At 39.8% G+C, this 13,324-nt stretch carries 14 protein-coding genes; 1 reads left to right on the plus strand and 13 read right to left on the minus strand.

Annotated features, from left to right (window positions below):
• Window positions 1-363 precede the first annotated feature (363 nt).
• Window positions 364-1,662 carry a nucleobase:cation symporter-2 family protein gene (locus RCG20_RS19435; protein WP_308181781.1) on the plus strand — a complete coding sequence of 433 codons (1,299 nt, stop codon included), beginning with the start codon at window positions 364-366 and terminating at the stop codon, window positions 1,660-1,662.
• A 531-nt stretch (window positions 1,663-2,193) separates the two neighbouring features.
• On the opposite strand, the gene RCG20_RS19440 is transcribed toward RCG20_RS19435, so the two are convergent.
• The 13 genes from RCG20_RS19440 to RCG20_RS19500 all read right to left on the minus strand — a co-directional run bounded on the left by RCG20_RS19440 (window position 2,194) and on the right by RCG20_RS19500 (window position 13,258).
• Window positions 2,194-3,531 carry a 5'-deoxyadenosine deaminase gene (locus RCG20_RS19440; RefSeq protein WP_308181782.1) on the minus strand — a complete coding sequence of 446 codons (1,338 nt, stop codon included), beginning with the start codon at window positions 3,529-3,531 and terminating at the stop codon, window positions 2,194-2,196.
• 112 nt (window positions 3,532-3,643) lie between these two features.
• On the minus strand, window positions 3,644-4,327 hold the full coding sequence (locus RCG20_RS19445) for a cyclase family protein (RefSeq protein WP_308181783.1): 684 nt from the start codon (window positions 4,325-4,327) through the stop codon (window positions 3,644-3,646).
• A gap of 12 nt (window positions 4,328-4,339) precedes the next feature.
• Window positions 4,340-6,157 (minus strand): adenine deaminase, encoded by a 1,818-nt coding sequence (gene ade / locus RCG20_RS19450; protein WP_308181784.1) that lies wholly within the window; start codon window positions 6,155-6,157, stop codon window positions 4,340-4,342.
• Window positions 6,158-6,160: 3 nt separating this feature from the next.
• Window positions 6,161-6,448 (minus strand): EutN/CcmL family microcompartment protein, encoded by a 288-nt coding sequence (locus RCG20_RS19455; protein WP_308181785.1) that lies wholly within the window; start codon window positions 6,446-6,448, stop codon window positions 6,161-6,163.
• 17 nt (window positions 6,449-6,465) lie between these two features.
• The gene (locus tag RCG20_RS19460; protein ID WP_308181786.1) at window positions 6,466-7,188 is read right to left on the minus strand and encodes a hypothetical protein; all 723 of its coding nucleotides are present in this window, start codon (window positions 7,186-7,188) and stop codon (window positions 6,466-6,468) included.
• Between the two features lie 2 nt (window positions 7,189-7,190).
• Entirely contained in the window at window positions 7,191-7,472 is a 282-nt protein-coding gene (locus RCG20_RS19465; protein ID WP_308181787.1) for a BMC domain-containing protein, read from the minus strand.
• A 36-nt stretch (window positions 7,473-7,508) separates the two neighbouring features.
• Complete coding sequence (locus RCG20_RS19470) at window positions 7,509-7,814, minus strand: BMC domain-containing protein (RefSeq protein WP_308181788.1); 306 nt, start codon at window positions 7,812-7,814, stop codon at window positions 7,509-7,511.
• 24 nt (window positions 7,815-7,838) lie between these two features.
• On the minus strand, window positions 7,839-8,780 hold the full coding sequence (locus RCG20_RS19475; protein ID WP_308181789.1) for a hypothetical protein: 942 nt from the start codon (window positions 8,778-8,780) through the stop codon (window positions 7,839-7,841).
• Between the two features lie 15 nt (window positions 8,781-8,795).
• Window positions 8,796-9,059, minus strand: coding sequence for a BMC domain-containing protein (locus tag RCG20_RS19480; protein WP_308181790.1), 264 nt, complete (start codon window positions 9,057-9,059; stop codon window positions 8,796-8,798).
• Between the two features lie 70 nt (window positions 9,060-9,129).
• Complete coding sequence (locus RCG20_RS19485) at window positions 9,130-10,470, minus strand: UbiD family decarboxylase (RefSeq protein WP_308181791.1); 1,341 nt, start codon at window positions 10,468-10,470, stop codon at window positions 9,130-9,132.
• Window positions 10,467-11,024, minus strand: a complete 558-nt coding sequence (locus tag RCG20_RS19490) for a UbiX family flavin prenyltransferase (protein ID WP_308181792.1) — start codon at window positions 11,022-11,024, stop codon at window positions 10,467-10,469. The genes RCG20_RS19485 and RCG20_RS19490 overlap by 4 nt, the downstream gene beginning before the upstream one ends.
• 24 nt (window positions 11,025-11,048) lie before the next feature.
• On the minus strand, window positions 11,049-11,636 hold the full coding sequence (locus tag RCG20_RS19495) for a cysteine hydrolase family protein (protein ID WP_308181793.1): 588 nt from the start codon (window positions 11,634-11,636) through the stop codon (window positions 11,049-11,051).
• 200 nt (window positions 11,637-11,836) lie between these two features.
• Complete coding sequence (locus tag RCG20_RS19500; protein WP_308181794.1) at window positions 11,837-13,258, minus strand: dihydroorotase; 1,422 nt, start codon at window positions 13,256-13,258, stop codon at window positions 11,837-11,839.
• Window positions 13,259-13,324 lie beyond the last annotated feature (66 nt).

The raw sequence follows: 13,324 nt of genomic DNA on the forward strand, positions 1-13,324 counted from the left end.
GCCACCCTCAATTAGCTGGATGATCGAGTACCTATTATTATTTTTTCCAAAAATGTAGCAATCAATCAAAAAGAAAATACTGCTTAGGCACCACACTTGCAGTGATAATCAGAATCTTAAGAAAAACAGAATGAAGCTTCTTTTTTATTCATATATCTAAAATAGTAGGACAAAGTCATGTTTACCGAAACTTTCATTGGGGTTTGGGAGATTTGGTCTTGTCTATTTTGTTTTTGCGCCTTTGCCAGACATCAGCTTTATAAGTATTTTAAGAAAGGAGTATTCAAATCTAGATCCTAGTTTAGTATTACGCTCATGTTAAAAGAAGAGTTCATTTTCTAATCGGAAGGTGGAAGAAGAAAAATGAAACAAAATCCTTTCAAAACAGCTTCTTTAGGTATTCAACATGTGTTAGCGATGTATGCAGGTGCGGTAATTGTTCCTTTAATTGTCGGTGGTGCCCTAAAATTAACAATTGAACAATTAACATATTTAGTATCAGTTGATATTATGATGTGTGGGATTGCTACATTATTGCAAGTGTGGCGCAATCGTTATTTTGGAATAGGTCTACCCGTTGTTCTTGGGTGTACATTCACTGCTGTTGGCCCGATAATTGCTATTGGCAGTCAACATGGAGTTACAACGATTTACGGCTCGATTCTTGTTTCTGGGCTGTTTGTCGTTCTTATAGCTAAATACTTTGGTATGCTCGTTAAGTTCTTTCCTCCCGTCGTTACTGGTTCGGTCGTAACTATTATTGGAATTACCCTCATTCCCGTTGCAATGAATAACATGGCTGGTGGGGTAGGTAGCCATGATTTCGGGTCCATTCCTAATATTTCTCTTGCATTTGGAACATTGCTCTTCATCTTATGCCTCTTCCGGTTTTTTAAAGGGTTTGTCCGATCAGTTGCTATCCTACTCGGATTAGTTATTGGGACGATTGTATCCTCCTTCATGGGATTGGTTGATTTCTCTGCTGTTGCGGACGCATCATGGTTCCATATGCCTAAGCCGTTTTACTTTGGAATGCCTACCTTTGAATTAACATCTATTTTAACCATGATATTAGTTGCGGTTGTTAGTCTTGTTGAATCAACAGGCGTCTATTTTGCACTTTCAGATATTGTTGGAAGGAAAGTTGAGGAAAAAGATTTATCAAATGGTTATCGTGCAGAGGGGTTGGCGATCTTGTTGGGGGGATTATTCAATGCCTTCCCATATACCACCTACTCTCAAAATGTGGGATTGGTTCAATTATCAGGTGTCAAAGGAAAAACCGTTATTTATACTGCGGGTGTTTTTCTTGTCGTGCTTGGATTGGTTCCGAAAATTGGTGCTATGACTACAGTGATTCCTGCTCCAGTACTTGGTGGAGCGATGATTGCCATGTTCGGTATGGTTGTGGCTTACGGGATCAAAATGCTTAGCAAGGTTGACTTTTCATCCCAGGAAAATTTACTTATCGTTGCTTGTGCAGTAGGGATGGGAATAGGAGTCACTGCCGTTCCAGGCGTATTCGTCAAAATGCCTGAGAGTGTAAGAATCTTGACCGATAATGGAATTGTAGTTGGCAGTTTGACTGCTATCTTCTTGAACATTGTTTTTAATGTCAAAGCAAGAGCAAAAGTAGTTAATGCTGAGGAAAAGTCGGCTTAATATAAAAATGAGATTTTCTGTAACTGCTTACAGTAAAAAAAGGAAGATTGAGCAAATCAATTTTCCTCTTTTTTTTATTGGCTGTGTTAAAGGCGAATGTTGATTTTTACACCTGTTGATTGGAGCGGAGGGCGCTCGACTCCTGTGGGATGAAGAGGTCACGGGAGACCCCGCAGGCGCCTAAAGCACCGAGTAGGCTCCCGGAGCTCCCCGCGTTCGCTGAGCGCCTGGAGTGGAAATCAACAACCAAGTTTAACAGAGCTTTTTTATTTAGGCTCTTTTCTTAAATCTTGTTGCTATTTAAAACTAAATTAGAATGGTATTCCAGTTTACCGATGAAAACCGTAGGAAATTTTTAAGAAAAGAGCACGATACCATTGTTATTTCGTGTTTTTAGGCTAGGTACGAAAAACAACAATTTATGCGAAAACTGCCTTTATTTAAAAAAACGCCAAGAGAGGTTCTTAGTGACCGTAAACAAAAAAAGAAAGAACGGTCACCCTAAAAGGGGACTGTTCACTTTTATCAATATTAATAACCTATACTAGGAATACGTTTCAATAACCGCTTGATTGATTTATTTACTTCCTTTAAAACAAGTGGTTTGTCTACCGATTTCATGATTCGGTTTTCCATCAAAATCTTTCCGTTGACAATCGTTGTTTCTACATCCGCTCTTGTCGTAGAATACACAATCCTTGAGATCGTATCGACTTCACTGGAAGGGTAGAGGTGGAAGTCATTTAGGTTTAGGATGACGATATCAGCTTTTTTGCCAACTTCAAGGCTGCCAATCTGGTCTTCCATTCCTACTGCTTTCGCACCACCAATCGTTGCCATTTTAAAGATGGTTTCCGCATTCATGCAGGTAGGTCCATGTTTAGGTTTTTGAATAACGGCTGCAAGGCGCATTTCGTTAAACATGTCTAAATTATTATTGCAAGGTGCACCATCTGCTCCTAGACTAACAAATGCTTCTAATTCTACTAAATCAGGAATATCGGCTATGCCAGAAGCTAGCTTTAAATTGGATCCTGGGCAATGGCTAACCTTTACGCCTCTTTTACTTATAATTTGTTTTTCTTCTTCATCTAACCACACACAATGAGCAAGAATTAAATTTTCATTGGCTAAACCAATATGGTCAAGATAGACAACATTTCGCATGCCTTTTTCTTGTTCGACGAGTTCAATTTCCCCTTGGTTTTCGGAAGCGTGAGTATGGACCTTTACTTGATATTTTTTAGAAAGATCCCGAACCTGGACCAATAGATCTTCTGTGCACGAGACAACAAACCTTGGACTAAAGGCATATTGGATTCGTCCGTCATCACGTCCATGCCATTTCTCTAATAAATCCACGCTTTGTTGAATCGACTTATTCGTGTCTTCTCGAAGCAGCAAGGGAACCTCTGCACCTTTATCCATCATTACTTTTCCTGATAAAGCGCGGATTCCACTTTCATATATGGCTTGAAAAGCGTTGTCTGTATGATGGACTGTTTCCATATCAACAATGGTCGTTGTGCCACTTTGAATTAATTCACCAATACCAAGCATGGCAGAGTAATAGGATGATTCTTCATCATGGGCGGCTTCTAGGGGCCAAACCTTTTTTTTCAGCCAATCTAAAAGCTCAAGGTCATCTGCCTGTCCACGGAACAATGTTTGACATAAATGAATATGGGTTTGAACAAAACCTGGGATAACCGTTCGATTCGTGCCATCAATAACCTTTTCAGCGCTATAAGGTAAATTTTCCCCAATCGCAACAATCCGGTCATTCTCTATATATAAATCCCCATGAATTATCTCTTCCTTTTGATTCATGGTAATAATTTCAGCATTTTTTATTAAAATAGATGTCATAACACGCCACCTTCAAAAGGATATTTGACGAAGCTATTAATCCACAAGCTGGAAAAAAGAGGTATAATAATTTCTTCTCAAATTCCCCAGGTTATATTGGTTCCTATCACAATTATTCTATAAAAACAGCTACCGCACGTATTGGAGATCCAGTTCCTTTCCGAATACGAAGGGGTAAACCGAAATATAAAAATTTTTTTCCGGCCACTTTATCAAGATTACATAAATTTTCTGTATTGGTTATTTGGTATTCTCTACAAATAACATGGCCAGAAAACAGCGGATCAATCGGATTGTCGATCGCAGGTGCGTCAATTCCTATATTCACAACTCCAAGATCCGCTAACCATTTGGCAGCTTCATAGTTTAAACCCGTGTACCTTGTAAGCCATTCGTCCGTACCATACGCACGGTTATAGTGGCCGGTATAAAGTAAGGCAATATCGCCTTCTTGAAGAACTTGTCCTGTTCTTTCTAAGGCTATCTCTAAGTCGGAAGGAGTAATATAGGCATCTGGCGAAACATGAGACACATCAAGACAAATAGCTGGTCCATAAAAATACTCCAGTGGCATTTCATCAATGTATTGACCTTTAGGGTCAAATTCATAGGTGGCATCACTATGAGTGGGTCCATGCTCATTAATCAGTAAATTATTGGTCGCAAATTCAAAGCCAATTTGTTCTTTGCTTTGTTGATGTGAAATATTCGGGAAAATCATCGTCTTTTGGTGAAGGGGAAATACTGGCATTCCTTGATATATTTCTTGAGTTAAATCTACTAATCTCACTCCCATATATTTTCCCCCTTAGCCCACAATCGTGTTAATAATTTCAAATTTGTCTACGTCCACTAGGCCTTTATCGGTAATTTTCCAAGTAGGGCTGGTGACAAGAGACCAAAACGATAGATGCATAAATGGAACATGGATACCACAACCAAGCTCAGTTCGTGCAAGACTTGTCAATTCAGTAATTCGCTCACTGACTTCTTTGCCTGTTAATTCATCTGTGATCAGACCGCCAACTCGTAAAGGTAGATCACCAACCACTTTTCCATCCTTAATCATGGCAATCCCGCCATCCATGGCGATGATCCGATTCACGGCTGTCACCATATCCTCATAATTGGTCCCAGCAACAATGATATTATGAGTATCATGGGCAACGCTTTCAGCAATCGCACCATTTTGGAGCTTTAACCCATGGATGAATGTTTTGCCAATATTGTTTGTTCGTCCGTGTCTTTCAATGACAAGCATAGGAAGCACATCTTGTTTAAGGCAAGGCGCGACAACCCCGTGTTTGACATTCATATCAAACTCTTGTCCACCTGTTAGGTTTTGATCGGGAATCGCGACAATCGATCGAACCCGAGCACGTGAACCTTGTGCGCGAATGGTGAGGTCATCAAGGGTGACAGGGCCTCGTTTTACTGATTTTTTCACTGATTCCGGATACTTATATGGGGCAATGTCTAAAAGAAGCTTTCCTTTTTCAGCTGCTTTTTTTCCATTCAAAAAGACCTGGTCAACAGTCACATCATTTAAATCACTAAGAACTACGATATCGGCGCGTTTTCCAGGTGCTATGATTCCAATATCTTTAAATCCAAAGTGGGTAGCAGGGTTAATGGTCACCATCTGGATGACTTCAACAGGGTCCATTCCATGAGTAATGGTTCGGCGAACGACATCATTCATATGTCCAGATTTCAATAAATCCTCCGGCACCATATCATCTGTGACTAAAATGGCTCTTCTAGAATCAAGCCCTTCCTCTGTAATTGCGCGAATGCACTCAGGCATGTTTCGTTGGGAGGAGCCTTCTCGGATAAAGACACTAACCCCATAGCGTAGCTTTTCAATCATTTCTTCTTTAGTAGTCGTTTCATGACAGGATATATGTGTTCCACCGCTGATAATATGTGCAGCTAACTCTTTACCGAATAATCCTGGAGCATTTCCTTCTACCGTTTTTCCTATTCCTTTTGCGTACGACACGGCGGCGATTAGATCGTCGATTTGTTCTGGAGCGTGCTCGTAAACGGGTTTGATATTACTAAAGCTTTGGATTTCACCAATCCCTTGAACCTGTTTATCATCCAATAATTCCTTCATATCTTTCGCGTTAACATCAAAACCACTAGTTTCAAGGCCTGGTGCATCTGGAACAGCACAAGGGACGGTTAAGAAGACATGATTAGGCAATAGTTTTGCTTCTTTAATCATTTCTTGCATGCCCATTACACCCAGGACATTCCCTATTTCATGTGGATCGCCAATAAGAGTAGTTGTTCCAGTTGGAATCGATAGTTTGGAAAATTCTGAGATGGTTAGCATGGCGCTTTCAAAGTGCATATGAGAATCGATAAAACCAGGGCAGATAAACTTTCCTGAGACATTTTCAACCTTCGTCTTTGGTCCGATGAGCTCATTACAATTCCCTACCATGAGGATATATTCACCCTTTACGGCTACATCGGCTTTATAAATTTCCCTTGTAATGACATTAATAAAATATCCATCTTTTAAAACAAGGTCAGCATATTGATTAGAATCTAGTAAAGTATCCACTAATTTTCTCCACTGAATGGCTTCTTTAATTCCACTTGCATCTATGACCATAAATCAATACACTCCTTCAATCTTCTCGTATTCAAGGGTATCAATAATCCCGATAATTGCTGCATCAACAGGAGCATCTTTATTGGAGGTTACTCTTGCTGCAACACTGCCACTTACTAAAATTACTTTTTCGCCAATTCCAGCACCGACTGTATCAATCGCAATTACCGGACTAGAAGGGGAGGCCTCCCCATTTAATTGAATAGGCTGGGCAAGCAACAACTTAGTTCCAACTAGATGAGGATCTTTTCTTGTGGCCGTTACTCTTCCAACAACAATTCCAACTTCCATAATTGTTGCCAACTCCTTTATTCACTGATTAGATTTATTTGATGTTGTTTTAGCATGTCTTTTGCGAGAGGTGTAACAATAGTCTGTTGGTCAACAACCAATTCTTTTTCCTTTTTATATAGGAACTGTTGAATATCTTTTGCAGTTATGACTTTTTTCTTCTGATCTGATTTTGAAAAAAAGCAATCGATCTCATCAGGCTCAATCATTTGAATACCTACGGATTGTAATAGCTGAAGTTCTCTTTTTAGTTTTGATTTTAAATACGGTGTTCCATGTGTTAATTGGTCTTCTTTCCAAACGGAATGATTTGGGTCCATGCCAATGGAAAGAGCGCTTACTTTTCTTTTTGAAAATAAAGACTGTAAAAGAAATCGAACAAATCGATCATGATCATTTAAAGCAAGGATGTTGGATACGAGAGAGAAGGATAAAATAGGAAGAAATAGAAAATCTAAATCTTTCATATTTTCCAGCACCTGAATCGTTATCCAATCATCAATTTCTGTCCGCTCGACTATCTCTTTTTTATCGTAGTAACGGAATACTTCTTCATGGATTAATAAGCGTATCCTCATTTTCTGTTTCCGTAGCATTTTGATTGCATGCATTGCTTGGTCCATCCCTACAAAGTGATAGGGTAAATAGACAACCATCTTTGTAGGTGATGGCGGTTGGCGATGGAATAATAGTTCATGCAGAGTGTTTTCCATTAAAGCACTCTGCTGATGACTCCTCACGATTATTCACCTTTAGATAATAAGACTCTTTCAATCTCGCTATGTGGTCTTGGAATGACGTGGACAGATACAAGTTCACCCACTCGACTGGCTGCATCGGCTCCTGCATCTGTCGCTGCTTTTACTGCTCCTACATCACCACGAACCATAACCGTTACTAAACCAAAACCAATTTTTTCATACCCGCAAATAGAAACATTTGCTGCCTTCACCATTGCATCTGCTGCTTCAATTGCTCCTGTAAGTCCTTTTGTTTCAACTAAACCTAATGCTTCACCCGTCATATAAATCCTCCTCATAATCTTTATGATTCCTATTTTTTAGCTTTCTGTTTTTAATTGAAATCTACTTAATAGTTTCTCACTTACTTCTTGATGCGCCCTTGGGATCACGTGGGAAGAAACGACTTTACCGACATTGCTGCCTGCTCGGCTACCTGCATCTACAGCTGCACGAACTGAGGCAACATCACCGCTAAAATGGACCGTTACCCCTAATCCACCCTGAACACCGATGATTTTTTCAATCGCCGTAATTTCCACATTTGCTGCTTTTACTGCCGCATCCGCAGCAGAAACGGCCGTTGCATACCCGATCGTTTCAATAAGTCCTAATGCTTGTTGCATGGTATTACCCCTTTCCATAAAGGACTATATTCGATCTCCTAGTTTTTTAAGTATTGAAAGTGTTTCTGTGATTGCTTCTGTTTTTCCAGTGATTACAAGATACTGCTGTTCAAGTTGAATCGAAAGGTCAGGATTTTGTTCATTTTTATAAAATTGATCGAGGAGAAGGAGATTATTAAAAAATGTTAAACCCTCTACTAATCCTATGCTCTCGACATGTTTCATAATCCCAAGCTGTTTTAAAACCCATGCACTTGGTGAATTTAGCTGTAAGGTTTCAACACTAGCTAATGACCGCTTAGAAATATGCAAGAAGGTATCCTTGGCTATTTTTTCTAGGCGATTTTCATTAGTATCGTATAGCTCTAACGTGAAGGGCTCGCTCTTTGCTTTATTCCAGATCAAGTGATATTTCAAATCAGGGTACATTTTAAGCAAATCATTCAGTAGGAGAAGTTGACTTGGATAACAAACTTTCGAGTTAACAACCGCTACAGAGTATCCTGTGGTTGTTCGTTGAAACAAATGTGTGAGATTTGGATGTACAGATGGAAAAAACCAAATAGAAGAGCCATCCTGCGTTGAACCAATTAACCTGGCATTTCCTAAGCCTTGTCCTGAATCGATTCTAGCTTCTACTTTTTCTGATTTTCCATTTGAAAAATATACTTTCTTTAACTCTGATATGGAATCTTCTAAAGATGATTTGGTCTGCTTTAGAACTCCAGTATCTTGAGTTTGCGTTGTTTTCTCATTTGTTTTTTGCTGATTTAGCTGGTTATTGAGCATAGATAATCGTTTTTCTAAATTTTTATTTTGATGATTGGGTCGTACCAGCTGATTAAGAGCATTTAGATCGCTTGTTTTCTGATTTGGGGACTGGGTAGAATTTTTATCGTTCTTTTGTTGTGTAGTCTTTTTTCCATTGAGAGCTTCCTCCACAACGTTTTTCATAAAATTAGACAATTTAACACCCCCCGATTATAGAATTTTACTTAATTCTTGATGTGGCCGAGGTATGACATTTGCACAAATAAGGACTCCGCCTACACGCTTGGTAGCAAGTTTGCCTATTTCTACAGCTGCACTAACAGCAGCCACATCACCTTTGACAATGATGGTTATATGACCAGAACCGACCTTCTTCAAATCGACTAATTGTACATCTGCTGCTTTTGCCATGGAATCAAGGGCATCAAAAGCGCCTGTTAATCCGATTATTTCTACTAACCCAATTGCATCCATCTAATCGTCTCCTAACGAATCGATCATCCTATTACCTATTCAAACCTGATTTTGAAACCAGGAAAGAGCCTTATTCGAAATAATCCCTTAAATCTATTTTGATTGGGATGGAGGTACGTCTAAATTGTTCGGCATATTTCAAAGGATAGGTTGCATCGATCCCCATTTTAGCGGTTACACCTCTTAAATTATGAGACGCTTCCAGCGGTGATCCCTTTGCTCCAGGTACAATAAAAATATCCTCATCCGCTTGAACTCTGGTTGCGAGTGCAAATTCGACATCCTCAGGATTATGAATATCGACATCATCATTTACCACTACTACATGCTTTAAATCTTTATCACTCGCAAAAGCGGCAAGAGCAGCTTGTTTGCCATCTCCTTCGGATTTCTTATCGATTTGGATAATGGCGTGGTATCGCCCAATTCCCCCTAGGGTGATATGGACATCCTTTATAGTCGGGATTACTTGTTTAATAGTAGTAAACAGGGTAACCTCACGAGCTAATGCCATCGGTAGCTTTTCCTCGTAGCTCGCAGGCATGATCGTTTGATTAATTGCATTGTTTCGGTACGTTACGGCGGAAAATTCAATGACCGGTTGAGGGGAGGCGCCCCCATAATATCCTGCTAATTCTGCGAAAGGTCCTTCTAGGACGCGTTCGTGGGGAAGCATTCTTCCCTCTAAAACAATTTCTGCATCGGCAAGTACTTCAAGATCAACCGTTTTGCATTTCACAACATCGAGAGATTTCCCTAAGAGTGCGCCCGCAATGTTTAATTTATCGGTATGATATAAATGAGTGCTTAGCTGGGAAGCTAGGGTAATAGCTGGAACCACACCGAACATGACGGCGACTTCCATCGGTTCTCCTCGTTTTTCAAACTCAGCGTATTGGGCATTTAATTCAGGTGAAGTAATCAATATATTGGTTTTATTACCACCCAAATATTGCATTCTCCGAATCGATGTATATTGCTTTTTACCGGTTAAATCTTTGACGACTAAAATTCCAGAAACATAATATTGTCCGGAGTCTTCAGCATGATATTTTAAAATAGAGAAGAAGTCCTTGAGATCGAAGGTGTCTTTCACCACATTTTCGTGAACAGGTCCATTGCTTACTTCGGTTACGGGAATTGGTTGGACAATTGAATCAATAATCTTTGAGATGAAATCGTAGGGACCAATTCCGAGACTTTCTGCTAATAGCTGTCTATCGCCCCCAAGACCAACGATCAAAGGGAAGGAGCAGCCCAATACATTTTCAAAAAGCAGGGGTTGTACGCCTTTCGTTGCCTTTACAACTGCACCTAATTCAAAAATAGGATCAACGGTTCTTTTGATATGCTTTAAATGACCCTGCTTGTCCAAAACAGTAAGTAAGTCTCTTAAATTAGTAGGGTTCATTGTGGTTCACCCCATCTTTGGATCAATTCATGATCGATAGTAAGCATGTCCAAAATTCTCCCAACCATAAAATTAATGAGTTCCCATAGTTCAGTTGGCCGATGGTAAAATCCTGGTGCTGCTGGCACAATCGTCACACCTGCTTCTGCTAGCTTCGTCATATTTTTCAAATGAATTAGATGAAGCGGAGTTTCACGTGGGACAATAACCAACTTTCGATTTTCTTTCATGACAACACTTGCTGCCCGGTTTAGTAGCGTATCACCGACTCCATTTGCAATGGCACCCAATGTATTCATCGAGCAAGGACAAATAACCATTCCATCTGTTTTAAAGGATCCACTTGAGATATTTGCAAATAGATTATTGTTTTTATGAATCGTGGCATATTGTTTGATCATGTCTAAACTAACTCCGCATTCATATTGCATTACCTTTTCTCCCATTTCGGTAATGACTACATGCGTTTCGATTCCGAGTTCATGGAGAGCACGGATCAGTGTATAGCCATACACTGATCCGCTTGCTCCAGTTATCCCAACGATAATTCTCAATTTTGTTCTCTTAACATCAGAAATTTATACATTTTGATTTTGGGAGAGTTGTTCTTTTACAAGTGTTGTATATTCCTCAACAGACATGATATCTCCAAAAATATCGATATCTCTTAGTCCAGAAACATGCATGTCATCATCTTGTGAGGTGGTAGCATCAGAAACACAAATAATATTATATCCATGATATAGACCGTCAGAAGCTGTGCTTCTCACACAAACATTTGTCCAAACACCTGTTAAAACGAGCGTATCTATTTCCTCTTCACGGCAGAAAAGGTCAAAGTCGGTATAGCTGAAGGCGCTATGACGTCTTTTTTGGACAACATAGTCTCCTTTGTCTTGCTCTGGTTGAAGCTCAGGGATAAAATCTGAGCCCCATGTTCCTTTAATGGCATGAATAGGGCGTACACGGAAATCTCGATCTTTTTGACGATGAGCTTCTTGAACATGAATGACTTGAATATTGTTTTCATGTGCAAAATCAAGGAGTTGACGGATTTGAGGAACAATCTTTACTCCGTTTTTACAAACAAGAGCTCCGTTTTCACTAATAAAATCATTTAACATATCAATCACAACTATCGCGTGTTTTTTTCCGCGTAATTCCATAGAAAGGCCTCCTAAGTTTATTCGTTTTGATCTTTTTTTAGTTTCTTTTAGACTGTGATAACACAGGTTCTTTTTGGCTAAGCAGAATTTATATCCATAAATTCTGCTAGCGCATAAGGGCAACTACGCCTCTGACATCGCCCTTAGGGGCTTGCCAATCGGTGAGTTTTCTTTATTTTAGTAGCTATAGTCTGGATGGTTTAATACTTTTCGTATTTCAATGCACGATCGAGACGTTGGATGCTTTGTCGTGTTACGAATTGGCCATATCCAGCTTCACCGACAATACCGCCATTAAATTCATCGTAAACAAGTTCTCCACGAATCACTGTTTGAACGGGTTTCCCTTTTAACTCTAAGCCATGTAGTGGATTGTATTTGCACATGGATTCTGTTTTCTCTTCATCAATGGTGTACTCACGATTAAGGTCAATAATCGTGAAATCAGCATCGCTACCGATTTCCATCGAGCCTTTTTTCGGATAGATTCCATAGTGAATGGCAGCATTGCGGCTAGTTACTTCAACAAATCTTGATAATGATAAACGACCTTTATTTAGTCCCTCACTAACAAGAATTGGAACCATTGTTTCTACCCCAGGAATACCTGGGAAGGTGTTCCAAATATTTGAACCCTCAGCAGCCTTTTCTGTGGCAATTTCATATGGAGCATGGTCTGTTCCAACGAAATCGATTGTTCCATCAGCAAGTGATTGCCAGTGAACCAAATTGTCTTCTTTTCCTCTTAATGGAGGAGCAATTTTGGCAAACGAACCTCTTTCAGTCATAGCGTCCTGTGCATTTAGCGTTAAATAGTGCGGGCAAGTTTCTGCAGTGATTCTCACACCGCGTTTTTTTGCTTCGCGTACTAATTCCGCTCCTTCTTTCGTACTCATATGAACGATGTGTACACGTGCATCTGTTGCTTCTGCGAAGCTAATAATTAACTGAATCGCAACTTTTTCAGCAAGAGAGCTGCGTGCCTCTGCCCACGCTGGCCCGTCTAAACGCCCAGCTTTTTTCAGCTTTTCAGTATCGAAGGTACAAATATCATAATTTTCTGCATGGATCCCAATAGGTATGTTTGTTGGCGCTAATTTTCTAAAAATTTCTAGCATTTCACCATCGCTAACCTTTGGATAAGTTGGAACAGATGGAGTCATATACACCTTAAATGCAACTACTCCTTCTTCAATTTGTGGAAAGACATTGTCTAACAAACCTTCGCGAACATCTTCACCAGTAACCCCACCCCAAAAGCAAAAATCTGTATAGGCTTGGTCCTTAATTGGTTCTAGTTTTTTATAAAGGCTATCTTTATCCCGAACAGATGGCTTGCTACAGCAAGGCATATCAATAATAGTAGTTAATCCACCAGCGGCAGCTGCACGGGTTCCGGTCGCGAATGTTTCACGATGTGTAAAGCCAGGATCCATAAAATGGGTATGAGGATCGATACACCCAGGGACAACTAAATTTCCTTGACAGTCAATAACTCTATCAGCTTGTAAACCAGTAATGTTACTAACAAAACCGGTTATCTTGCCGTCATCTACTAAAATGTTTGTTAAAACCTGCCGATCACCTTGGGGAATGTTTGCGTCTTTTAAAATTAAATCCATATCAATACCTCCACTTTTTAATAATGAATCTAGTAAAACCGTTGAAGCATGTCCCAAATGCCTCTA

Source organism: Neobacillus sp. PS3-40 (assembly GCF_030915485.1).
Classification (GTDB): Bacteria; Bacillota; Bacilli; order Bacillales; family Cytobacillaceae; genus JAUZPL01.